General features: G+C 65.3%; 23 protein-coding genes. 6 read left to right on the plus strand and 17 right to left on the minus strand.

Annotated features, from left to right (window positions below; translation table 11 throughout):
- Nucleotides 1–36: 36 nt before the first annotated feature.
- The 12 genes from JW897_RS00860 to ddaH all read right to left on the minus strand — a co-directional run bounded on the left by JW897_RS00860 (nt 37) and on the right by ddaH (nt 10308).
- On the minus strand, nt 37–1251 hold the full coding sequence (locus JW897_RS00860) for an iron-containing alcohol dehydrogenase family protein (protein ID WP_205464862.1): 1215 nt from the start codon (nt 1249–1251) through the stop codon (nt 37–39).
- The gene (gene eutJ / locus JW897_RS00865) at nt 1238–2089 is read right to left on the minus strand and encodes an ethanolamine utilization protein EutJ (RefSeq protein ID WP_205464863.1); all 852 of its coding nucleotides are present in this window, start codon (nt 2087–2089) and stop codon (nt 1238–1240) included. The genes JW897_RS00860 and eutJ overlap by 14 nt, the downstream gene beginning before the upstream one ends.
- Nucleotides 2090–2100: 11 nt before the next feature.
- Nucleotides 2101–3522, minus strand: a complete 1422-nt coding sequence (locus JW897_RS00870) for an aldehyde dehydrogenase (protein WP_205464864.1) — start codon at nt 3520–3522, stop codon at nt 2101–2103.
- A gap of 49 nt (nt 3523–3571) precedes the next feature.
- Nucleotides 3572–3856: an ethanolamine utilization microcompartment protein EutN gene (gene eutN / locus JW897_RS00875; protein WP_205464865.1), complete on the minus strand. Its 285-nt coding sequence runs from the start codon at nt 3854–3856 to the stop codon at nt 3572–3574.
- A 131-nt stretch (nt 3857–3987) separates the two neighbouring features.
- Nucleotides 3988–4281 (minus strand): ethanolamine utilization microcompartment protein EutM, encoded by a 294-nt coding sequence (gene eutM / locus JW897_RS00880; protein WP_048410037.1) that lies wholly within the window; start codon nt 4279–4281, stop codon nt 3988–3990.
- A 50-nt stretch (nt 4282–4331) separates the two neighbouring features.
- Nucleotides 4332–5480, minus strand: a complete 1149-nt coding sequence (gene pta / locus JW897_RS00885) for a phosphate acetyltransferase (protein ID WP_205464866.1) — start codon at nt 5478–5480, stop codon at nt 4332–4334.
- The gene (gene eutT / locus JW897_RS00890; protein WP_205464867.1) at nt 5477–6289 is read right to left on the minus strand and encodes an ethanolamine utilization cob(I)yrinic acid a,c-diamide adenosyltransferase EutT; all 813 of its coding nucleotides are present in this window, start codon (nt 6287–6289) and stop codon (nt 5477–5479) included. The genes pta and eutT overlap by 4 nt, the downstream gene beginning before the upstream one ends.
- Before the next feature lie 7 nt (nt 6290–6296).
- Nucleotides 6297–6983 (minus strand): ethanolamine utilization acetate kinase EutQ, encoded by a 687-nt coding sequence (gene eutQ, locus JW897_RS00895; RefSeq protein ID WP_205464868.1) that lies wholly within the window; start codon nt 6981–6983, stop codon nt 6297–6299.
- Nucleotides 6984–6996: 13 nt separating this feature from the next.
- Nucleotides 6997–7473: a EutP/PduV family microcompartment system protein gene (locus JW897_RS00900; RefSeq protein ID WP_048413036.1), complete on the minus strand. Its 477-nt coding sequence runs from the start codon at nt 7471–7473 to the stop codon at nt 6997–6999.
- 8 nt (nt 7474–7481) lie between these two features.
- Nucleotides 7482–7817, minus strand: a complete 336-nt coding sequence (eutS, locus tag JW897_RS00905) for an ethanolamine utilization microcompartment protein EutS (RefSeq protein ID WP_048410041.1) — start codon at nt 7815–7817, stop codon at nt 7482–7484.
- Between the two features lie 257 nt (nt 7818–8074).
- Nucleotides 8075–9484 carry a basic amino acid/polyamine antiporter gene (locus JW897_RS00910; RefSeq protein ID WP_048413037.1) on the minus strand — a complete coding sequence of 470 codons (1410 nt, stop codon included), beginning with the start codon at nt 9482–9484 and terminating at the stop codon, nt 8075–8077.
- A gap of 62 nt (nt 9485–9546) precedes the next feature.
- Nucleotides 9547–10308, minus strand: a complete 762-nt coding sequence (gene ddaH / locus JW897_RS00915) for a dimethylargininase (protein ID WP_205464869.1) — start codon at nt 10306–10308, stop codon at nt 9547–9549.
- 336 nt (nt 10309–10644) lie between these two features.
- Here ddaH and JW897_RS00920 point away from each other — a divergent pair, with 336 nt between their 5' ends.
- From JW897_RS00920 to glmS, 3 genes are all read left to right on the plus strand, one after another.
- Nucleotides 10645–11961 carry a sigma-54 interaction domain-containing protein gene (locus JW897_RS00920; protein ID WP_338030541.1) on the plus strand — a complete coding sequence of 439 codons (1317 nt, stop codon included), beginning with the start codon at nt 10645–10647 and terminating at the stop codon, nt 11959–11961.
- Nucleotides 11962–12210: 249 nt separating this feature from the next.
- Nucleotides 12211–13002 carry a DeoR/GlpR family DNA-binding transcription regulator gene (locus JW897_RS00925; RefSeq protein ID WP_043589593.1) on the plus strand — a complete coding sequence of 264 codons (792 nt, stop codon included), beginning with the start codon at nt 12211–12213 and terminating at the stop codon, nt 13000–13002.
- Nucleotides 13002–14831 carry a glutamine--fructose-6-phosphate transaminase (isomerizing) gene (gene glmS / locus JW897_RS00930; protein WP_048413040.1) on the plus strand — a complete coding sequence of 610 codons (1830 nt, stop codon included), beginning with the start codon at nt 13002–13004 and terminating at the stop codon, nt 14829–14831. The genes JW897_RS00925 and glmS overlap by 1 nt, the downstream gene beginning before the upstream one ends.
- A gap of 373 nt (nt 14832–15204) precedes the next feature.
- Here glmS and JW897_RS00935 read toward each other — a convergent pair whose 3' ends face one another.
- Entirely contained in the window at nt 15205–15558 is a 354-nt protein-coding gene (locus JW897_RS00935; protein WP_205464870.1) for a hypothetical protein, read from the minus strand.
- Nucleotides 15559–15630: 72 nt separating this feature from the next.
- Nucleotides 15631–15966, minus strand: a complete 336-nt coding sequence (locus JW897_RS00940) for a hypothetical protein (RefSeq protein ID WP_205464871.1) — start codon at nt 15964–15966, stop codon at nt 15631–15633.
- 811 nt (nt 15967–16777) lie between these two features.
- On the opposite strand from JW897_RS00940, the gene JW897_RS00945 reads away from it, so the two are divergent.
- Nucleotides 16778–16945 (plus strand): HD domain-containing protein, encoded by a 168-nt coding sequence (locus JW897_RS00945; protein WP_205464872.1) that lies wholly within the window; start codon nt 16778–16780, stop codon nt 16943–16945.
- A gap of 345 nt (nt 16946–17290) precedes the next feature.
- On the opposite strand, the gene JW897_RS00950 is transcribed toward JW897_RS00945, so the two are convergent.
- Nucleotides 17291–17494 carry a cold-shock protein gene (locus tag JW897_RS00950; protein WP_019102093.1) on the minus strand — a complete coding sequence of 68 codons (204 nt, stop codon included), beginning with the start codon at nt 17492–17494 and terminating at the stop codon, nt 17291–17293.
- A 472-nt stretch (nt 17495–17966) separates the two neighbouring features.
- Here JW897_RS00950 and JW897_RS00955 point away from each other — a divergent pair, with 472 nt between their 5' ends.
- Together JW897_RS00955 and JW897_RS00960 are read left to right on the plus strand one after the other, a co-directional pair.
- Nucleotides 17967–18563: an HD domain-containing protein gene (locus tag JW897_RS00955; RefSeq protein ID WP_205464873.1), complete on the plus strand. Its 597-nt coding sequence runs from the start codon at nt 17967–17969 to the stop codon at nt 18561–18563.
- 356 nt (nt 18564–18919) lie between these two features.
- Nucleotides 18920–19444 (plus strand): hypothetical protein, encoded by a 525-nt coding sequence (locus JW897_RS00960; protein WP_205464874.1) that lies wholly within the window; start codon nt 18920–18922, stop codon nt 19442–19444.
- 189 nt (nt 19445–19633) lie between these two features.
- Here JW897_RS00960 and JW897_RS00965 read toward each other — a convergent pair whose 3' ends face one another.
- Together JW897_RS00965 and JW897_RS00970 are read right to left on the minus strand one after the other, a co-directional pair.
- The gene (locus JW897_RS00965; protein ID WP_205464875.1) at nt 19634–20704 is read right to left on the minus strand and encodes a bifunctional transcriptional activator/DNA repair enzyme AdaA; all 1071 of its coding nucleotides are present in this window, start codon (nt 20702–20704) and stop codon (nt 19634–19636) included.
- Nucleotides 20691–21464, minus strand: coding sequence for an isocitrate lyase/PEP mutase family protein (locus JW897_RS00970; protein ID WP_205464876.1), 774 nt, complete (start codon nt 21462–21464; stop codon nt 20691–20693). The genes JW897_RS00965 and JW897_RS00970 overlap by 14 nt, the downstream gene beginning before the upstream one ends.
- Nucleotides 21465–21517 lie beyond the last annotated feature (53 nt).

Here is a 21517-nt window from a genome sequence, read left to right on the forward strand (position 1 = left end):
TGCTCCTGTGACGGTGGGCGGTGCCCGATTGCGGATTCAGCAGGCCGGCGCCTGGCGTTGCCAGGCGTGGCGGTAAATGTCGATGATTTGCTCGCGGCTGGCGTCGCGCGGATTGCCGGCGAGGCAGGCGTCGTCGAGCGCGGCGTCGGCCAGCGCGGCGAAGTGTTCGGGTTCGACGCCCGGCAAGCGCAGGCTGCCGGGCAGGCCGATGTCGATGATCAGCCGCGCCACCGCCGCGATCAGCCCGTCGGCGTCCAGGGTTTCGCCGCAGAGCGCGTGGGCCAGTTCGCGATAGCGGGGCGCGCACACCAGGCGGTTGAAGCGCAGCACCGAGGGCAGCAGCACCGCGTTGGCGACGCCGTGAGGAATGTGGTAGCGCGCGCCTATCTGGTGGGCCATCGCGTGCACCAGCCCCAGGCCGGCGTTGGAAAAGGCCATGCCGGCGAGGTAGGAGCCCAGCATCATGTCCTGGCGGGCGGCGAGCTGGTGTCCCTGGCCGACGGCGATGGGCAGCGCGCGGCCTATCAGGGTGATGGCGCGGTGCGCCAGCGCCTGGGTCAGCGGGTTGGCGCCGCGCGCCAGATAGGCCTCGATGGCGTGGGTCAGCGCGTCTATGCCGGTGGCCGCGGTCAACGGCGCGGGCACGGCCAGGGTCAGGCAGGCGTCCAGCACCGCCAGGTCCGGGAGCAGCGCCGCTTGCGCGATGGCCTGTTTGACGCCGCTGGCGCTGTCGGTGATCACCGTGATGTTGGTGGCTTCCGAGCCGGTGCCGGCGGTGGTGGGCGCCAGCAGCAGCGGCATCCGGCCGTTGGGCAGCGCGGCGGCGGCGGCCAGATCGGCCACCCGCATGCCGGGGTGGGCGGCCAGCGCGGCGATGGCCTTGGCGGTGTCCAGCACCGAACCGCCGCCGAAGGCGATGATGGCGTCGCAGGCCGCGGCGGCCAGCTGGCGCGCCGCCGCCTCCACCGTGTCGCTGTCCGGTTCGCCGCCGGGGTAGCGGTAGGTTTCGGCGGCCACGCCGTGCCGCTGCAGCGAGCGGAACAGATTGTCGGCCAGCCCCTGTTCCAGCAGGAAGCCGTCGATGGCGATGAAGACGCGGCGATAGCCGCGTTCGGCCGCGGACTGGCCCAGCCGGGCGATGGCGCCGGCACCGATGAAGGTGGCCGGCGGCACCGCGAAGGTTTGCACCTCGCGGGCGTTGAACAGATCGATGGCGTGATAGAGCGCCTGGCCCAGATCAGCGGCTGGCATGGTTGGCTCCTTGCGCGGCCAGCGCGTGGTGGGCGATGGCGAGCGGGGTCAGGTAGAGGGGATGCTCGGGCAGGTGGACGCGGTGGGCGGGAAATTCGCGCCGGAACAGCTCGCGCACCCCCGGCAGCGAGCAGGAGCCGCCGGACAGATAGAGGTCGCCGTCGGGCAGGCGCGTCAGATGGCGGCGCACGATGTCGCACATCTTCTCGAACACCGGCCGCACCACCGGCCAGACCTCCGCGCCGCGCTCGCGCTTCAGGATCTCCGCCTCGGCCAGCGGCAGGCCGCTGTGGCCCGCCAGCGCCAGCGACACGTGATGACCGCCGGTGGCTTCGTCGGCGCTATGGCTGACCCGGCCGTTCTCGACGATGGCGATGCCGGTGGTGCCGCCGCCGATGTCCACCACGGCGGCGCGGCTGAGCCCCAGCAGCCCCACCACCGCCGAGGGTTCGTCGATGACGCCGCTGACTTCCAGCCCGGCCGCTTCCAGCACATTGACCGAGATGCGCGGGTCGGTGCCCGGCGGGTAGGAGGTGGCGGCGGCGGCGAAGCGATGTCCCAGCGCCTGCTCCAGCGCGTCCAGCTGGCGGCGGACGATGTCCACCGCGCCGAAGAAATTCCACACCACGCCGTCGCGCACCACATCGGCCCAATCCAGCCGCAGCGCCAGCGGTTCGCCGTCCGGCGCCATCGCCACCGACACCACGTCGCTGGTGCCCAGGTCTATGCCCAGGCGCATGCCGGCCACGGCCGCGCGGCGGGCCTCGCCGCGATGCAAGGCGCGCGCGGCGTTGAGCCGCTGCTGCAGCTGGTGGGGGGAGAGGGAAGGGGACGGCATGGCGCGGCTCCTCACACGATGCGGAAGCGGTTGACCAGCACGCAGCGGCGCAGACGCACGAAGCTGCGGGCCGAGGTGACGCCTTCGCCGGTGGGGGTGGAGATGGTCATCGTGGTCCAGCCCTCGCCGCCGAAGCCCAGGCCGGCCAGGCAGGGGCCGTTCTTGACGAAGATGCTGGTGTTGATGGCGTTGGCCATCCGGTCCAGATTGTCCAGATTGCGCGAGTGCATGGCCGCGGTGTGGCGGCAGCCGCCTTCCAGCCGCACCGCCAGGTCTATGGCCTGGTCCGCGTTGGCGACGCGCAGCACCGGCAAGAGCGGCATCATCAGCTCGGTGACCGCGAACGGATGATCTGCCGGCGTTTCCACGAACAGCAGGCGGGTGTTGTCCGGCACTTGCAGGCCGATGGCGGCGGCGATCTTCGCCGCGTCGCGGCCCACCCAGTCGCGGCTGACCGCGCCGCGGCCATGCTCGTCCACCTTGGTGAGCAGGATGGGCAACAGTTGGGCGGCTTCGTCGGCGGTCAGCTCCACCGCGCGGTGTTTTTCCATCTCCACCTTCAAGTCGTCGCAGATCGCGTCCACCGCGATCAGCGCCTTCTCGTCGGCGCAGATGATGTTGTTGTCGAAGGAGGCGCCCCAGACGATGTCGCGCGCGGCGCGGGCGATGTCGGCGGTCTCGTCCACCACCACCGGCGGATTGCCGGCGCCGGCGGCGATCAGCCGCTTGTCGGTGACCTTGCGCGCGGCGTCCACCACCGCTTCGCCGCCGGTGACCACCAGCAAATGGATGCCGGGGTAGCGGAACAGGCGCTGCGCGGTTTCGATGTCGGGCTTGGCCACCGTGGTCAGCAGATCGGCCGGGCCGCCGGCGGCGACGATGGCCTGGTTCAGCAGCGTGATCGCGCGTTGCGAGGTCTTTCTGGCCGCCGGATGCGGCGCGAACACCACGCTGTTGCCGGCGGCTATCATGCTGATGGCGTTGTTGATGACGGTGGCCGCCGGATTGGTGGACGGGGTCACCGAGGCGATCACGCCCCAGGCCGCGTTTTCTATCAGCGTCAGGCCCCGGTCGCCGGTCAGCACCTGCGCTTGCAGGCATTCGACGCCGGGGGTGTGCCGCGCCTGCGCCAGGTTCTTGGCGATCTTGTCGTCCACCCGGCCCATGCCGGTTTCGGCGACGGCCAGCTCGGCCAGCTCGCGGGCGTGGGCCTCGCCCGCCGCGCGGATGGCGGCGATGACGCGTTCGCGCAGCGCCACGCTGGCCAGCGCCGTCTGCGCTTGCTTCGCCGCCGCCACCGCCTGGTCCAACTCGGCGAAAACGCCGGCCGGCAGCGCGCTTTCGGCCGCCGCGCCGTTTGCCGGCGCCGCTTGTCCGATCGACGCCAGCACCGCCTTCACCACTTGTTCGATATCGCTTGCCTTGAGTTCCACAACCCACTCCTTCTGAAACTGGAATTGCCAAGTGCTCCGGCGCGCCGGATCACTTGTGGAAAACCACCCGTTGCCGGCGCACCACCTCGTCGACGATGCCGACCACGGCCAGGTCCACCGGCGTGTCCTCGTCCTGCATCCGCCGCGCCGAGCTGCCGGCCACCAGCAGCACCCATTCGCCGTCGCCGGCGCCCAGGCTGTCGGCCGCCACCTGGGCGTCGCCGCTGGGCTGGCCGTCCGCCGTCAGCATCTCCACCAGCAGCAGGCGGTCTTTCTGCAAGCCGCCGTGCTTGACGGTGGACACCACTTGTCCCACCACGATGCCCAATTTCATGTGTCTGGCTCCCGTGTCCCGCCTGGCGGCGGGCAAAACCTCCCCCTGTCGCGCGCGGGCGACATGCGGTTTGCGGGGGGAGAAGCGGCCGGTCGGCTTGGCGTCAGCCGCCGGCCAGGATCAGCTGATGCTCAGTCCAGGTTCTTGTCGGCCGACATCTTGATCGGAAACACTTCTTCCAGATCGGCGTGCGGGCGCGGGATCACATGCACTGACACCAGTTCGCCGATGCGCTGCGCGGCGGCCGCGCCGGCGTCGGTGGCGGCTTTGCAGGCGGCCACGTCGCCGCGCACCATCGCGGTCACCAGGCCGCCGCCGATCTGCTTGACGCCGACCAGCTTGACCCGGGCCGCCTTGACCATGGCGTCCGACGCTTCGATCAGGGCCACCATGCCGCGGGTTTCAATCATGCCAAGAGCTTCCATTTGCACACTCCTTGAGGGGTTGGGGGTTCAACACGAATATCTGTCTATCTCTAACGGGAACGCGGAGCGTTCTCGGCTTGCCTGCCCCGGCTCGCCTGCTCTAAGGCGAGGCTCCCTTGCCGGGCAAGGGCGGGGGCGTTCCATGCCGGGGCCGCGCCATGAAGCGCGCTGTCGGCGGCCGTGAGGCGCGCGGCGCGCCGGCCCCGGATCTCCTCCGCGCCGCTGGCGCGGCTCATCTTCATCGCCAGCAGGCTGACGTTGACCATGTCTTCCACGCTGCAGCCGCGCGACAAATCGTGCAGCGGGCGGGCCAGGCCCTGCACCATCGGGCCCAGCGCCTGGTAGCCGGCCAGCCGCTGCGCGATCTTGTAGCCGATGTTGCCGGCCTCCAGCGACGGGAAGACCAGCACATTGGCGCGCCCGGCCAGCGGGCTGTCCGGCGCCTTGCCGGCGGCCACGTCCGGCACCATCGCCGCATCGAATTGCAGCTCGCCGTCCAGGATCAGCTCCGGCCTGCGTCCGCGCGCCAGCGCGACGGCGGCGCGCACTTTTTCCGCGTCAGGGTGGCGGGCGCTGCCGTGGCTGGAAAAGGACAGCATGGCCACGCGCGGTTCCCGGCCGGTGACCTGGCGGTAACTGTCCGCGCTGGCCAGCGCGATGTCGGCCAGCTGTTCGGCCGTGGGCTGCGGCACCACGCCGCAGTCGGCGAAGCCCAGCGGCTCGTCGCCGTCTGCCGGCAGCATGAAAAAGATGGACGACACCGTGCGGTTGCCGGGCGCGAGGCCTATCACCTTGAGCGCGGCGCGCAGCACGTCCGAGGTGGAGGAGTGATTGCCGGCGATGCACAGGTCGGCGTCGCCGGCCGCCAGCATGGCCGCGCCAAACCACAGCGGCCGCCGCAGCGAGGCGAGCAGCGCGTCCGCGCCTTCCTTGGGCTGGCGCGCGGCCAGCGCCGCCTGGTAGGCGGGCAAGCGCGGCGAGACCGCCGGATCGTGGACGGCGAAGCCGGTGAGCGGCAGGCCGTGAAGGTGGCAAAAATGGCGTAGCTCGAAAGGATTGGCCAGCAGGATGGGCCGCGCCAGGCCGGCCAGCGCCAACTGGTGCGCGGCGCGCACGCAGCGCGGGTCCAGGCTGTCGGGGAACACGATGCGGGCCGGACGCTCGCGCGCGTCGAGGCGGCATTGATGGATCAAGCTCATCGCGTTTCTCCCAGCCTGGGCAGCGGCTGGCCGCACTTGGCCAGCAAGGCCAGCAGCATCAGCACGTACACCGCGCTGCTCAGCCGGTTGAGCCCCTGCAAAATGTCCGGCCTGCTCAGTTGGAAGTCCGCGCCCAGGTACAGGCCGGCGGCCATGGTTTCGCACTCGCGTATCGCGGCGCGCAGCAGATTGAGCCGCGCCACTTCCGCGCCGTGCTCGACGGCGGGCACGATGTGGTCGTGGCCGAGCAGGGCCAGCGGCCGGTGCGACAGCGCGTGCAGGCGCGCCTCGTCGGCCTCGCCCATGGCGATGGGCGGCATGGGCTCGCCGCTGACTTCGGCGCGCAAGGCGTTGCCCAGCGCCGAGCGGATGTCGGCCAGGCAGCGCGCCAGCGCCGCGGGCGCCTGGCGCTCTTCCCATTCGGCCTGCAGCCACACCGCCTGGGCGATGGCGCTGTCCAGCTTGCCGCGCAGGGCGATGCGCGGATGGTTCTTGGGCACTAGGGTGTTGGCGTCCAGATGGGTCAGCGCCTCGGTCTTGCGCGCCACCGGCTGGCGGCACAGCAGGCAGCGGCATTCAGGCCGTTGTTCCTTGTTGCCGGTCAGCGCGTGCACCGCATGGCGTTCGCCGTCGGCGCCGGCGTCGAAGACGCTGCCTTGCGGGTCCAGATAACGGACGACGACCGCGCGGCTTTTCAGCAGCTCCTCGGCCGACGGCGTCAGCCTGGCGTCGCGCGGCAGGTGGATCTCGGTGTGCCGGGCCAGCGAGTAGCGGGAGCGCAGCCAGTCTTCGGTGATGAAATTGCCCATAACGGCCTCAGCAGCTTTGCCAGTTGGCCGGATAGGCCACGTACAGGAAACGGACCCGGCTCGGGGTGCCGAACTCGATGCTGGAGCCCTTGGGAATGAATACCACGTCGCCGGCCTTGGCCACCGTGGTCTGCTCGCCGCGGCGGATGTGGAGTTCGCCTTCCAGCACCAGGTCCACCTCGTCGTAATTGAGCGTCCACGGGAAGAAGGCCTGCTCCCACTGCATGAAGCCGGCGGCCATCGAGCTGCCGTCCGCGGCAGTGATCACGTCGGCGATGCCCACCTGCTGGCCGGGGCCGGCGCCGTCGAATACGCCCATGCGCACATCCTGGGCGCGGACGCATTTGATGGCGGGCCCGCTGTCGGCCGCGCCCTGAAGCTCGGCGGCGGCCTTGCGCACCAGTTGCTCCACCAGCTCGGGCGCCACCGAGCCCGGCGGCAGCCGCGACAAGACCTGGGCGCGGATTTCGGCCAGCGCGTCGGCCTCGCTCGCCGGCGCTGCCGGGGTTTCGGCGGCCGGCGCGGGGCTTGCGGTCGGCGCGGCGTCGCCGCCCTCGCTCAGGGCCAGGCCCAGGCGTTCCGCCACCACCCGCGCTTCCGGGGTGACGATGTGTTCGCGCGGACTGACGCAAAGCGCGTGTTCTCCGGCGGCATGGGCCGCGCGCACGGTTTCGGCACTGATCAGCTTTTTCATCTTGCTACTCGCCTCATGCTGTTTGCCGCGACGAGGCGGCGGATTCAGGATTCAGCCCCAGCCGGGCCTTGAGTTCGGCCACGCTGTCCGGCCGCAGGCCGCACACGCGCAGGATGTCGCCGCCAAAGCCGCGTTCGCGCAGCATGGCCTCCACCGCGTCGGGCCGGGCGTCGGGCAGATCGGTCTTGCTGATCACCACCGCCACGCGCCGGTGGCCATGCACGTCCAGCAGGCCGGGCGGCAGCCGGCATTCCAGATCGTTGGCGGGGTGAACGTAGATCAGCAGTTCGCACTCGGCGGTGCTGTTGATCAGCGCGTGGAACAGCCGCGGATGGCTGAAGAATTCGCCCGGGGTGTCGATGCAGCCTTGCGCGTCGTATTCCAGCGCCTGGGTTTTGCGCACCGCGCCGCCGCCGCCCAGGGCGTGGAACAGCGTGGATTTGCCGGCCTCGACCGGTCCCAGCAGCGCGTATCGGATGGGGGGATGCATGGCGGACCTCAGGAACGCGTCAGTTGGCACACGGCATAGCCCAGCAGCCGTTGCAGGCCGGCTATGGTCTGGTGCAGCGCTTCCTCCACCGCGCCGCAGCTGCCGGTAATCACCAGCGCGCCGGAAAAGCGGTCCAGGAAGCCGATTTCGATGGCGGCGGCCTTGCAGGCCAGATCGCCGGCTATCATCGCGGTTTCGCCGGGCGTCAGCGTCATGATGCCGATGGCCTCGGCCTGAGCCACGCCGATCTTGCGCGACAGCTCTTCGGTGGGATGGGAGATCAGATGCGCCAGCGTCACCTGCTTGCCGGGCACGAACTCCTGAATGATGCGTTCCTTTTCCATAACGTCACCATGGTTTTTCGGGTTGAGACGATGCTAGTCCAGACTGATCGATGGGCAGTATCAAAAATCGGAAAATCTTGAGGGGGGGCGGGCTTGGGTCAAACGTTTGGCGAGCCAGCGTGGAAAAGGGCATGGAGAAAGCCCTACGGCTCCGGCGCCGGAACGCTAGGCGAGGGGAAGCGACTGCGAGGGGGAATGCTGCTACGAATTCGGATCGGAGCCGCGCGACAAAGGCGCGGCTCCGATGAGCGGATGAGCTACCCCGCCGCCAGCGACCAGACGGCCAGCCCACCCAGCGCTGCCACGCCGGCGGCGAGGGCGGCGTCCAACCTGCTGGAAAACGCAGGCAGCCCGCGTTCGCGCCGCGCGCGCAGGTAGAACGGCAGGCCCAGCGCGTAGAGAATCATCGACAGCAGCAGGAATTTCATCCCGCCGGCGTAGATCAGCCAGGCGCCGTAGACCGTGCCCAGCAGCGTCAGCGCCAGCAGGCCGGCCTGTTTCGCCGGCGCGGAGCAGGCTAGCTTCAGGCTGAACGCCGCGCACAGCAGATAGGGGATCAGCGCCATCGCGGACGCCAGCTGGATCAGCAGATTGTAGCCGGCGTTGTTCAGGTGGTTGATGATCAGGAACAGCGAGATCAGCCCATTGGTCAGCCACAGCGCGTTGGCGGGCGCGCCCCTGGCGTTGAGTTTGCCGAAGCAGGCGGGTGCGGTGTGGCCTTCGCCGCGGGCGGCCAGGTAGAGCATTTCGGACGAAATCAGCGTCCAGGCCAGCAAGGCGCCGGCCACCGACAGGATCAGCCCGATATTGATCAGCGCGCCGCCCCACGGTCCCACCGCCTTTTCCAGCACCGCCGCCATCGACGGGTTCTTCATCGCCGCCAGTTCCGCCTGCGGCAACACCCCCAGCGACAGCACCGACACGCAGACCAGCAGCAGCATGGTGATGCCGAAGCCCAGCACCGTGGCCAGGCTGACCGTGCGCATGCTCTTGGCGCGGCTGGCGTAGACCGTCGCGCATTCAATGCCCAGGAACACCCACACGGTGTACAGCATGGTGTTCTTCACTTGCTGGCCGACGCCGCCCAGCGAGGCGCCGCCCCAGAAATCCAGGCGGAAGGTCTGGACCTTGAACGCCAGCGCCACGCACAGCACGAACAGGACGATGGGCACGATCTTGGCGATGGTGACGATCACATTGAGCAGGCTGGCGGATTGCACGCCGCGCAGCACGAAGCCGTGCAGCGTCCACAGCAACAGCAGGCCGCACAGCAGCGCCGGCAGCGTGCTGCCGTCGCCGAAGAAGCCCAGCGCCCGGAACGAGCCCAGCGCGCTGAACATCACCACCAGATAACCGACGTTGCCCACCCATACCGAGATCCAGTAGCCCCAGGCGGCGTTGAAGCCCAGGTAGTCGCCAAAGCCGTTGCGGGCGTAGCCGTAGACCCCGTCGCCGATGTCCGGCCGGTTGATGGACAGCCATTGGAAAATGCGCGTCAGCGCCAGCATGCCGACGAAGGTGATGACCCAGGCGATCAGGATGGCCCCGGCGCCGGCGCCCTCCGCCATGTTTTGCGGCAAGCTGAAGATGCCGCTGCCGACGATGGCCCCCACCACCAGCGCGGTGAGCGGCACCACCCCCAGTTTCTTGTCTGCGGCTTGTGTCATCCTTGTTCTCCTCCGGGGACGGGGCGCGCGGACGCGCCCCGGGTTTCACGCGTTCAATGCCTTCAGAAACGCAGCGACATGCAACTGACGCCGCCGTCCACCTTGCGGTATTCGGAGGTGTCCACCTCGATCACCTCATAGCCCAGCGCGGCGATGCGGTTGCGGGTGTTGGGGTAGCCGGAGGGCATGATGACCTTGCCGTTCACCCAGATGCAGTTGGCGGCGTAGGACTCTTCTTCCGGGATGGCGATGATGTTGAATTTCTGGAACTCCGGCTTGGTGATGAACTCGCCGGCGGCCAGCAGATTGTTGTTTTCCAGATAGGCGAGGCCGGTCTTTAGGTGCAGCACTTCCTCCAGCCGCACCACCGAACCGCTCATGCCGTGCTTTTCCAGAATGGCGATCAACTGGCGCGCGCCTTCCGCGTTGGTGCGGGCGGATTCGCCGATATAGAAATGGCTGCCCACCATCATCACGTCGCCGGCGTCCAGCGTGCCGGGAGCCTGGATGCGCTCGACATGCTGATAGAAGCGGCGCAGCACCGGCTCCATCAGGCCGGCCTCGTCGCGGCGGCTGTCCGCGCCCGGCCGGGTGACGATGGCGCAGTGCGGGGTGCACAGCGCCGGGTCTTCCACGAACACCGAGTCCGGAAAGTCCTCGGCCGGCGGCAGGATGGTGATGTCCACGCCGCAAGTCTGCAGCGCGCGGATATAGGCGTTGTGCTGTTCCAGCGCCTTTTCATAGTCGGGCTTGCCCAGATTGCTGGAGGAAATGCCGTTGACCAGTCCGCGGCAAGGGGTGCGGGCGATGATGTGCTTGAACATTGCGATCTCCTGATGGCTAGTTGCGGGGTACTGCCTCGTTAAGGGCAACTACCGTGCCAGCCGGGCGGAGCGCGTAACGGTTTTGTTTGACCACGCTCAAGCTTTCGGTCCGGTTTTGCGTGGCTCTTGGCCGAGACCGCGTGGATTCCGCGGGGTTTTTCACCGGAAATGGCGGGGTCTTGCATTTGGCTTCGTCAATTCGCCATTTATCGCCGCCGTGCTGACGCGACAAATGGTGATATTTGGCGCAGGATGTCGATAATTGGCGAATTCGCCATGGTGGATGGCGTCTATGCCCGCGCGCGGAGCCGGGCGTGGCGGAAAGGGGAGCGAGGCGTGAGCGAGGAACTGGATTGGCTGGTGGCCTGCCTGCGGCCGGTGTTGGATACGCTGGACCGGCCGGCCACCGTGGTCGACGCCGACGGCCGTTTCGTCTACTACAACCCGGCCAGCGCGCGCATGGACGGCGTGGACGTCGACGAGGTGATCGGCAAGCATGTGCTGGAGCAAAACCCCTGGCTCACGCGCGAGGACAGCACCCTGCTGCAGTGTCTGGACCGCGGCGCGCGCTTCACCGACGTTTGCCAGTCCTATATCGGCCCGGACGGGCAGGCCATCCCCTATCTGCACACCGCCGTGCCGCTGACGGGCCGCGGCGGCGCTCTGCTGGGCGCGATCGAGATCGGCCGTCAGCTGCGGCATATGCCCAATCATCGCGGTGAGGACGCGGACGTGCCCCGCATCGCCACTGCCGACCCGCAGATGCGCCAGCAGATCGCCTGGCTGGACGCCTTCGCCGCCAGCGAGCTGCCGATTCTGATCTACGGCGAAACCGGCACTGGCAAGGAGCTGTTCGCTCGCCGCGCGCACGCGCTGAGCCCGCGCGGCAGCCGGCCGTTGTTCACCGTCAACTGCGCGGCCATTCCCGACACCCTGCTGGAAAGCACGCTGTTCGGCACTGTCCGCGGCGCGTTCACCGGCGCGGAAAACCGCAAGGGGCTGCTGACCCAGGCCGACGGCGGCACGCTGTTCCTGGACGAGCTCAACTCCATGCCCATCCAGTTGCAGGGCAAGCTGCTGCGCGTGCTGCAGGACGGCAGCTACCAGCCGCTGGGCAGCCATCAATCGCTGCTGGCCAATGTGAGGCTGATCGCGGCGTTGAACCAGGAGCCGCTGGCGGCGGTGGAGCAGGGGCGCTTGCGCGAAGACCTGTACTACCGGCTCAACGTCGGCTATGTGCACATCCCGGCGCTGCGCGACAGGCGCGACGACGTGCCGCTGCTGGCCCGCGAGCTGCTGGCCCGCCACGCGCCGGAGCTCAAGCCACAGGTGACGCAGTTGGGGCCGGAGGCCGAGGCCGTGCTGCTGGCGCAGGACTGGCGCGGCAATGTGCGCGAGCTGGAAAACATCCTGCGCCGCAGCCTGCTGCTGCACGACGGCGGCGCGCGGCTGGAGCGCATCGCCCTGCACGCCGGCGTCCAGGCCGCGCCGCGCGCGGACGGCGGCCTGCGCGGCCAGTTGCGCGAGCGCGAGGCCGAACAGATCCGGGCCGCCTTGGCCGAACAGCGGGGCAATGTGTCCGCCGCCGCCCGGCAACTGGGGCTGGCGCGCAGCACCCTGGTGTCGCGGCTGCGGCGGCTGGGGCTGGCTTGAGCCGCTGAACGCGGCATATCGGCACGCAAGGTGGGCTCTTAGAACCTGTTCAAAGTCTGCTGCGCTTCAGCGATACGGCGTTAAAAACAAGCTCAAAATGCTCATGTACCACTTGTACATTCCGCTTTTTCGCTTGTTTTCGCCTTGTCTCGCCCTTGCTCGCGAGACTTTGAACAGGTTCTTAGGCGTCCGCTTGCAAGGCGGAAATTGCGCTGCTATCATCGCAAAACTTTCGAAACGAAACTTGTGATGACCAAACGAAATACTCAGCAACGCCGTCACGCCATCGCCGCCCTGGTGCAGGAACGCGGCGAAGTCAGCGTGGACGAGCTGACCAAGCGTTTCTCCACATCCGAAGTGACCATACGCAAGGACCTGGCCCTGCTGGAAACCGGCGGACTGTTGTTGCGCCGCTACGGCGGCGCGGTGTCCTTGCCGTCGGAGATGGTGGTCGAGGAAGACGCGGAACAGGTTTCAAAACGAAAGATCGCCATCGCCCGCGCCGCCGCCGAGCGCCTCCGCGACCACAACCGCGTGATCATAGACAGCGGCACCACCACCAGCGCGATGATTCCGCTGCTGGGCAATAAGCGCGGCCTGGTGGTGATGACCAACTCCCTGAACGTGGCCGGCGCGCTGCGCGAGCTGGAGAACGAGCCGACGCTGCTGATGACCGGCGGCACCTGGGACCCGCATTCCGAATCCTTCCAGGGCCAGGTGGCGGAGCAGGTGCTGCGTTCCTATGATTTTGATCAGCTGTTCATCGGCGCCGACGGCATAGACCTTGATCGCGGCACCACCACCTTCAACGAGCTGGTGGGCTTGTCGCGGGTGATGGCCGAAGTGGCGCGCGAAGTCATCGTGATGGTGGAGTCGGAAAAGATAGGCCGGCGCATCCCCAATCTGGAATTGCCGTGGGAGCGCATCCATACCCTGGTGACCGACGACGCCTTGTCGGCGGAGGCCAGAACCCAAATTCAGGCGAAGGGCATTGCGCTGATCTGCGCGTCCTCGCCCACTGATAGTCCAAGGAGAAAGTAATGTGCGGCATTGTCGGCGCCATCGCGGCGCGTAATGTGGTTCCGGTGTTGGTGGACGGCCTGAAGCGGCTGGAATATCGCGGCTACGACTCCGCCGGCGTGGCGGTGCTGGCCGGCGACGCCATCCGTCGCGTGCGCCGCGTCGGCCGCGTCGCGGAGATGGAAAACGCCGCCGCGGAAGAAAGCCTGCAAGGTCAGGTGGGCATCGGCCACACCCGCTGGGCCACCCACGGCGGCGTCACCGAGCCCAACGCCCACCCGCACGTGTCCTTCGGCAAGATCGCCGTGGTGCACAACGGCATCATTGAAAACCACGAAGAGCAGCGCGAGCGCCTGAAAGGCCTGGGCTACGCCTTTGAATCGCAGACCGACACCGAAGTCATCGCCCACCTGGTGCATCACTACTACCAGGCCGGCGACAGCCTGTTCGACGCCGTCAAGCGCGCCAGCCGGGAGCTGACCGGCGCTTACGCCATCGGCGTGATCGCGGTGGACCGCCCGGACGAACTGGTGTGCGCGCGCATGGGCTGCCCGCTGCTGGTGGGCCTGGGCGACGGCGAGAACTTCATCGCCTCCGACGTTTCCGCCATCGTATCCGCCACCCGCCGCGTGATCTTCCTGGAAGAGGGCGACATCGGCCGGCTGACCCGCGACGGCGTGGAGCTGCTGGACAAGGACGACCAGCCGGCGCAGCGCCCGGTGCACGTGTCCGACGTGTCGCTGGCCTCGCTGGAGCTGGGCCCGTACAGCCACTTCATGCAGAAGGAAATCCACGAACAGCCGAAGGCGCTGTCCGACACCATAGACGCAGTGCAGGACTACGGCTTCAATCCCGAGCTGTTCGGCGAGCGCGCCGGCGAAGTGCTGCCGCAGCTGGAAGGCGTCAAGATCCTGGCCTGTGGCACCAGCTACTACGCCGGCCTGACCGCCAAATACTGGATCGAGACTATCGCCGGCGTGCAGTGCGACGTGGAAATCGCCAGCGAATACCGCTACCGCGACGCCTGGGCCAACCCCAACTATCTGGTGACCACCATCTCCCAATCCGGCGAGACGCTGGACACCATGGAAGCGCTGAAATACGCCAAGGAGCTGGGCCACCGCTACGCGCTGTCGATCTGCAATGTGCGCGAATCCGCGATTCCGCGCGCCAGCGAACTGGTGTTCTTCACCCGCGCCGGCGCCGAAATCGGCGTGGCCTCCACCAAGGCCTTCACCACCCAGCTGGTGGGCCTGTTCGCGCTGGCGGTGACCCTGGGCAAGATGCGCGGCAAGGTCAGCGCGGCCGACGAGGCGCGCTACCTGGACGAACTGCGCCACCTGCCGGGCAGCGTGCAGCACGCGCTGAACCTGGAGCCGCAGATCAAGGCCTGGGCGGACAAGTTCGCCGCCAAGGACAACGCGCTGTTCCTGGGCCGCGGCCTGCATTTCCCCATCGCGCTGGAAGGCGCGCTCAAGCTGAAGGAAATTTCCTACATCCACGCCGAAGCCTACCCGGCCGGCGAGCTCAAGCATGGCCCGCTGGCGCTGGTGGACGAGGACATGCCGGTGGTGGTGATCGCCCCCAACGACACGCTGCTGGAAAAGGTGAAATCCAATATGCAGGAAGTGCGTGCGCGCGGCGGCGAGCTGTTTGTGTTCGCCGACCTGGACAGCCATTTCAGCGAGTCCGACGGCGTGCACGTGATCCGCACCCCGCGCCATGTCGGCGTGCTCAGCCCGGTGGTGCACGCGATCCCGGTGCAGATGCTGGCCTACCACGTGGCGCTGGCGCGCGGCACCGACGTCGACAAGCCGCGCAATCTGGCCAAGAGCGTGACGGTGGAGTGAGGCTTGCGCCAGGCGTTGACTAGTGATCAGAAGGAATAAAGCCTGTCACGACGACATGATGGTTCGTCACGAGCGGCGTTAAACAAAGAGGCCCGGTAGGGCCTCTTTTCGTTTGAGATGGCTTGGTTTGAGGATGAGCAAGGGTAAGGACCGAAGAGCGGGCTACTCGTCGGCGATCTGCTCTTCTTCATGTCTGTCATTCTTCTTCAGAAAGGGACTTCTCTCCTTATCTCTGGTATGGCTCGTGGGGAGGAGATGCGGGTGTCAGGTGTGGATTTTGATCGGTTATAACGGCTCCGTGTTTAATTAGCCCCAACTTTGAGACTGAGCCGCGAGTGGCGGCTTGCCGACGCAAATCGGCTTGATCGACTGGTTAGGACGCATTTTGGCTCTCTTGGAACACGCCGCCCGCTTGCAGGTGCTCAATGATCTTGAGAGTTAGGTAGCCATAAACAACTTCCGGCTTGGTGTCGTTCTGAACATACCGAATGTGCGATACGGTATAGGACGTTGCCAGTCGCGAATTTGCTTCAGAAGTGCCTTCGAGGACGTGAGCAATAATTTCCTCCTCGATCAGCGGCTCATGCTGGCATTCCCCATGGGACGGCAGGCATTCGCATGTCGGCGTTCCTTGCACTCCCGTCCCCAGACGAATCTGCAATAGGTTGTGCTTCGGGCCAGTGATCATTGTTGCTGCTAGAAAAGCTCCGAGGCGGACGAAGTGCATTTGATACGCTCTAACGTTGGAAATCACTGGCGCTGGGGCGCAGCGGAGGTGACCTAGAGTGCAGCTGCGCGGTTAAACAAGGCGCGGAACTCCCGGCTGCCTATCCCGTGGACTCTCACCTATGGCGATGAGGCTCAGCAATAATGAGAACTTGCTTGTGAGCGACAAGTTTTCCTTCGCTTGAGGATTGTACTGAGCTGCGTTTTCGATTGAGCTTTGTGCAGAGAGTAGCACCATCATTACTTGCTTTGAGACGACATGCTCGGTCTTAATCAGCTCCGCCTTGTTACAAAGATAGTCATATAGTCGCGCAAACGCTGCTGTATCAAAACTCTCGGAGGTTATGAGGCGACCTACCGATTTGTTGTACAGATCTTCGAGATCGAGATCAAAGTCAGATGGACTCATAAGCGTCTAATGTCCTAGTTAGCTGGCGGCAGAGGGCGAAGCGTGTAGGGTATTTTTACTTGATTGGGACTGTGCCGCATAAGACCAAGTGCTCGAACGGTGCCGACTCCAAGTTACCTTCTACTTCGCAAGACGGGAATGAATTTCTATATATGACCTAACGTTAAAAATAACCAGCTCGCTTTAACGCGTCTATGTGGGTTGCAAGATTGGGCGTTATTCTAAGTGGGCTTGCTAAAATTGACCACCGCAGCTTGCAGACCACCATGATCTATACCCATGTGCTGCAGGCGATCCGAGCGGTGACCTGCCCGCTTGATACCTTCTAAATTTATTTGCTCCAAACCACAATCGGCGGCATTCCCTCAGAAGGCAGCCGCTTCCCCAAAACCGATGTCCAGTCCGTAGTTTTGGTTTGCTCCGATATCTGCCGCTAACCGGTATTGCCCTGAACTACTTCATCGGATCGGTAGCCGATATGCAGCAGGTGGTTATCGACAAGGCCGCTATGGCCGACGATAAGCCTGCTCTGCATTGATAAGGGTGTGGAGAGATCGATCTTGGCTCCTTGGTCAGGATGAGATTGGGTGTTTTTCTGCGGGTTCTGATGTGTGTAATGAGACGAAGGCTTGTCTGTCCTGATGGCTTCCCATCATCCTGTGGTGGTACAGACCCTGGCTGCGGATATATCCTCGCCTGTGGCGAAACACATCTGGATGCGGGATAAGCGATGCAAGTGTCGGCCTTGGAACAGCTACTGAATTTTCTGAGGGAAATAGACCGTTTGAAGTCGGTGCTGAGGTAATCGCTGTTGCTGGACCAGAGCCGCAGGGAAACCGCGGTCGAGCATTCCTGGCATCTGGCGATGTACGCCTTGCTGCTCGCCAGTGGCCCGGTCAACACCGAGCGGGTGATCAAGATGCTGCTGCTGCACGATGTGGTGGAGGTGGATGCCGGCGACTTCCCCATCCACGGCTAGGCCGCGTCTGGGGCCGCCAGTGCGCCGCCCATCTGGCGCAGATGTTGGAACTCAACCGTGAACACTAAAGTTGAGCAAGGGCATTTAGAGCGGCTAACAAAAATCAGTTTTATGTCTGAGGCAAGGCGCGCCGACGCAGGCAGTACTTGAGTACGGCAAGTCGGCGCAGTGCAGCATCAGGAGTTTTGTTAGCCGCTCTTGGTGCAAAGAAGGCGCAGAGATCTATAGCCATGTACAGAGCTCTGGCTATACTGCTATCCAATAAATAAAACCTGCCTCAAGGCAGGTTCTATTTTTAAAATACAAAAAGCCCCGTGAGGGGCTTTTTCATTGCAGCGCTAATGCTTAGAGCGGCTGAATCGCGGTTGCTGCCGGGCCTTTTTGGCCCATTGCACGGGTGTAGCTTACTTTTTGACCTTCACTCAGAGACTTGAAGCCATCCGCGCGAATTTCGGAGAAGTGAGCGAACAGATCGTCGCCGCCATTGTCCGGGGTGATAAAGCCAAAGCCTTTTGCGTCATTGAAAAATTTAACGGTACCAGTTTCCATAATGCACTCCATGTGTCAGTTAAGGACAATAAAATTATCGTATGGCATGATAATCAAGGAATAGATAAGGAAACAAAGAAGACCAACTTGATGGGCAACGAGGTATCGATAGATATGACGCTTGAAAATCCTGCGCCGTTATTTTTAAAGGAAAATTGCACCGCTGTCAATAGTGGTTTTTAAAATTTCCCGCAAGATTGCCGGAAAAACGCCCATAAGAGCCGCTCACAACACCTCATGGAGAACCCGAGCCAAGGCGCGCCGACGCAGGCGGCGGCAGTGGTACGGCAAGGAGGCGCAAGGCGGGATCAGGGGTCTTGTTAAATGCTCATGCACCACTCGTGCATTCCGCTTCCCCGCTCGTTTTCGCCTTGTCTCGCCCTTGCACGCGAGACTCTGAGCAGGGTCGAAGACCCGGGCTGCGGCTATAATCCACCTCCGTGGCGAAACAGATCTGAATGCGGGATAAGCGATGCAAGTATCGGCCTTGGAACGGCAACTGAATTTTCTGAGAGAGATAGACCGCTTGAAGTCGGTGCTGCGGCAATCGCCGTTGCTGGACCAGAGCCGCCGGGAGAACTCGGCCGAGCATTCCTGGCATCTGGCGATGTACGCCTTGCTGCTGGGCGACTACGCCAGCGGCCCGGTCAATACCGAGCGGGTGATCAAGATGCTGCTGCTGCACGACGTGGTGGAGGTGGACGCCGGCGACTTCCCCATCCACGGCCAGGCCGCGCCTGGGGCGCAGGCGGAAGCGGAGGCGAGGGCAGCGGAGCGTTTGTTTGGCTTGCTGCCGCCGGAGCAGGGCGCTGAGCTGCTGGCTTTGTGGCGGGAGTTCGAACTCGCGGAAAGCGCGGACGCCTGTTTCGCCAAGGCGCTGGACCGCTTCCAGCCTTTGCTGATCAATGTCTTCACCGGCGGCGGGACCTGGACGCAGAACGATGTTTCGCTGGAGCAGGTGCTGTCCCGTTACGGCCCGGTGATCCAGAAAGGCGCGCCGCAGCTTTGGCTTGTGTGCGAGCAGTGGGTGTGCCGGCATTTTGCGAAGCAACCTGAACAGCCAATTTAACGCCATTCCTAGCCCAAGCGCTGGCTTGCCTCCGCCGCGTGCGGTGTGCCAGGCGCGGCTATTCCGGTCTGGCCGGATGCCGCTGGCTTGACGCTCTCCCGCTGCTCCCCAACAATAGCCCCCGCGCCGCAGCAATCGCGGCGCTCGGGATTGGTCTCCTGATAATGAATGCTTGTCGCGGATGCGCTGTTTCCACAGCGTATCCGTTGCCATTGCTTTGCCTATCCGGGCGGGCCGTGGCAAGTGGCGTCCTTATGGGCGCACCGGCTTGTGCAAGCATTCACCGGTAGACCAACTCTTGTCATGTGCCCGCCCTGCCGCTTTGCGGCTGGGCCCTTCTGCTCAGGAGGTTGCAAATGGTAAAGCTTGTCCGTCCGGTGCTAGGCATCGAACTTTCTCCGTCCGCTACTGAAACCCAAGACATCCGTCTGGACTCCGTGTCCCCACTCCCGCCGCTAGGTCCACGCTCGCGCTACCGCTTTGCCGGCCCCCACGCCAAAGACCTCAGCCTGCCCTTTATCCGCCGCATCGCAGGCCGCACTTATCCGCATTACTGGCAGCCGGCCGAAGCCAAGGATGAGTTCGAAGCCTGCGCCTTGGGCCGTCAGTACGCCGCCCATCTGGCGCAGATGCTGAAGCTCAATCGCCAGCACTCGGCGCGCGGGCTGTTGTTCCGCATCGCCAGCGATATGGATTTCCGCGACCGCGGCCACCGCCGCAGCATGTGCAAAAGCTTCTTCAACTATCTGGAGATACTGCTGAACTTGGGGGCGCAACAGGTCGACCTGGCGCAACACGTGGAGGCGATGCAACGCTTCCATCTCAGCCTGGACGAGTTGGACACCTTGCAGCGGAAGCCGCGGCGGAAGAAGAGGAGCTAAGCCGGGGAGGGACAGCCGGCCCGGTAGGGCTGGCTGTTGGAAGCGGCTTAAGGTCCGCCGCGCGGCGGCGGGATGGATAGAAAGGGGCGTTGAAAACGAGCTCAACATGCTCATGTACCACTCGTACATTCCGCCTTCTCAGCCGCTTTCGCTTTGTCTCGCCCTTGCTTGCGAGGCTTTGAACAGGCTCTAAGCCTCCAGCCGGAAGGTCGAGTCCGAGGGACCGCGTTCGTGTTCCAGTAGCCATTGCTTGCGCGCCAGGCCGCCGCCGTAACCGGTCAGCGCGCCATCCTTGCCCAGCACGCGGTGGCAGGGAACGATGATGGCGATGCGGTTGGCGCCGTTGGCGGCGGCCACCGCGCGCACCGCGCTGGGCCGGCCTATCCGTTCCGCCAGGCTCTGATAGCTGTGGGTGCTGCCGTAGTCCAGCGTCCGCAGGCTTTGCCAGACGCTGCGCTGGAATGCGCTGCCCGGCGTTTCCAGCGCCACGTCGAACTGTTGCCGGCTACCGGCGAAGTATTCGCCAATCTCCCGCTCAACCTGGCGGGTGTGCGCGTTCTCCCCGGCGATGATCCGCGCCTTGAGCAGGCGCTGCAGGTCTTTGAACTCGGTTTCCAGCATGCGCCGGTCGGCGAACTCCAGCAGACAGATGCCCTGTTCCGTCGCGCAGGCCAGCATCGGCCCCAGCGGCGTGGTGAAGCGGTGCAGCAGAATGAGGCGCGCAGGGTCGCTGGGGGCGCTGCCGGTCAGTTTCTTGTAGGTGTAGGCAAAGCCGCTGAGCGAGTCATAGCCGCTGTCGAATGCAACCTGGGTGGCGCTGCGGCCCCGCTTCAGCTCCTGCAGCGCGGCATTGATCCGCAGCATGCGCTGGAAAGCGTGGAAGCTCATGCCGTGGTGCTGAACAAACCAGCGGCGCAGCGGTTCCGGGCGGATGCCGTTTTGCCTGAGCCAGCGGTCCGTGATCCGGCTTTGGGGATCGGCGCGCAGCCAGGCCATGACTTGGGCCACCGCCGGCGGCGCCGCGTGCGCGTTTTCGGTGGGCCGGCAGATTTTGCAAGGGCGGAAGCCCGCGTCCAGCGCCGATTTGAAGCTGGAGTGAAACTCGACGTTCTCCCGTTTCGGCTTGCGCGCGCGGCAACTGGCGATGCAGAACACACCGGTGGTGCGGACGCCGACGAAGAAAATACCGTTGTATTCCTCGGCGCGCTCCAGCAGCGCCCGGTAATAGCCGTCGGCCTGGGCCGTGTCAGTGATCAGCATGGGTGAAGACAGCCTGGAAGGATTGTTGGGTGCGGATATTTTGCAGCATGTTCCGCAAGCTCCGCTGCAATTGCTCGTGGACGGCATTGCCCATGGAGATCCGTTTGACGCCCAGCCGCGCCAGAGCGGCGAAGTCCGGCAAGGCCGGCATGCACATCACATTCAAGGGCAGCGGCACCGCCTCGGCAATGGCGAGAATGTCTTCTTCCTGAACCACGCCAGGCACGAACAGCCCGTCCGCGCCGCGCTCGGCGTACAAGCGCCCGCGGACGATGGCCTGCGCCCGCGCGTCGGGCGCGCCCAGCAGGAAGATATCGGTGCGGATGTTGAGAAACAGCGCGGCGCCCGCTTGTGTCAAGCCGGCGCGCACCGCGGCCAGCGTGGCGGCGAAGTCCTCCGCGGGCAGCAGGCGGCGCTGGCCTTGCCGCACCACGCTGTCTTCCAGATTGACGCCGGCCACGCCAAGCGCGGCCAAGTCGAGCAGGTTGGCGACGATGCGGGCGGGACTGTCGCCGTAGCCGGCCTCCATGTCCACGCTCAGCGGCAGCCGGGAGGCGGTGCGCAGGCGCAGTACCATCCGCCGCAGCTCGGCGAAGCTCAAGTCCTCGCCATCATCGTAGCCAAGCAAGGCGGCGATTGCCGCGCTTGAGGTGCCGATGGCGGCATAGCCGGCCTGTTCGGCGAGGCGGGCGCTGTCCGCGTCCCAGACATTGGCCATCAACAGCGGCTCGGCTTGATGGTGCAGGGCGGTGAAGTTCATGGATGTCTCCGGTTTGAAAGCGCACAGCTTAGGGTTTGGCTAGCGGCGGCGAC

Source organism: Chromobacterium alkanivorans, assembly GCF_016937655.1.
Lineage (GTDB): Bacteria > Pseudomonadota > Gammaproteobacteria > Burkholderiales > Chromobacteriaceae > Chromobacterium > Chromobacterium alkanivorans.

Excerpts from the sequence above, each read along its gene's own strand:
- JW897_RS00860 (WP_205464862.1), bottom strand. The coding sequence starts at position 1,251 with ATGCCAGCCGCTGATCTGGGCCAGGCGCTCTATCACGCCATCGATCTG.
- eutJ (WP_205464863.1), bottom strand. The coding sequence starts at position 2,089 with ATGCCGTCCCCTTCCCTCTCCCCCCACCAGCTGCAGCAGCGGCTCAAC.
- eutN (WP_205464865.1), bottom strand. The coding sequence starts at position 3,856 with ATGAAATTGGGCATCGTGGTGGGACAAGTGGTGTCCACCGTCAAGCAC.
- eutM (WP_048410037.1), bottom strand. The coding sequence starts at position 4,281 with ATGGAAGCTCTTGGCATGATTGAAACCCGCGGCATGGTGGCCCTGATC.
- pta (WP_205464866.1), bottom strand. The coding sequence starts at position 5,480 with ATGAGCTTGATCCATCAATGCCGCCTCGACGCGCGCGAGCGTCCGGCC.
- eutT (WP_205464867.1), bottom strand. The coding sequence starts at position 6,289 with ATGGGCAATTTCATCACCGAAGACTGGCTGCGCTCCCGCTACTCGCTG.
- eutQ (WP_205464868.1), bottom strand. The coding sequence starts at position 6,983 with ATGAAAAAGCTGATCAGTGCCGAAACCGTGCGCGCGGCCCATGCCGCC.
- JW897_RS00900 (WP_048413036.1), bottom strand. The coding sequence starts at position 7,473 with ATGCATCCCCCCATCCGATACGCGCTGCTGGGACCGGTCGAGGCCGGC.
- eutS (WP_048410041.1), bottom strand. The coding sequence starts at position 7,817 with ATGGAAAAGGAACGCATCATTCAGGAGTTCGTGCCCGGCAAGCAGGTG.
- JW897_RS00910 (WP_048413037.1), bottom strand. The coding sequence starts at position 9,484 with ATGACACAAGCCGCAGACAAGAAACTGGGGGTGGTGCCGCTCACCGCG.
- ddaH (WP_205464869.1), bottom strand. The coding sequence starts at position 10,308 with ATGTTCAAGCACATCATCGCCCGCACCCCTTGCCGCGGACTGGTCAAC.
- JW897_RS00925 (WP_043589593.1), top strand. The coding sequence starts at position 12,211 with ATGACCAAACGAAATACTCAGCAACGCCGTCACGCCATCGCCGCCCTG.
- glmS (WP_048413040.1), top strand. The coding sequence starts at position 13,002 with ATGTGCGGCATTGTCGGCGCCATCGCGGCGCGTAATGTGGTTCCGGTG.
- JW897_RS00935 (WP_205464870.1), bottom strand. The coding sequence starts at position 15,558 with ATGCACTTCGTCCGCCTCGGAGCTTTTCTAGCAGCAACAATGATCACT.
- JW897_RS00940 (WP_205464871.1), bottom strand. The coding sequence starts at position 15,966 with ATGAGTCCATCTGACTTTGATCTCGATCTCGAAGATCTGTACAACAAA.
- JW897_RS00950 (WP_019102093.1), bottom strand. The coding sequence starts at position 17,494 with ATGGAAACTGGTACCGTTAAATTTTTCAATGACGCAAAAGGCTTTGGC.
- JW897_RS00955 (WP_205464873.1), top strand. The coding sequence starts at position 17,967 with ATGCAAGTATCGGCCTTGGAACGGCAACTGAATTTTCTGAGAGAGATA.
- JW897_RS00960 (WP_205464874.1), top strand. The coding sequence starts at position 18,920 with ATGGTAAAGCTTGTCCGTCCGGTGCTAGGCATCGAACTTTCTCCGTCC.
- JW897_RS00965 (WP_205464875.1), bottom strand. The coding sequence starts at position 20,704 with ATGCTGATCACTGACACGGCCCAGGCCGACGGCTATTACCGGGCGCTG.
- JW897_RS00970 (WP_205464876.1), bottom strand. The coding sequence starts at position 21,464 with ATGAACTTCACCGCCCTGCACCATCAAGCCGAGCCGCTGTTGATGGCC.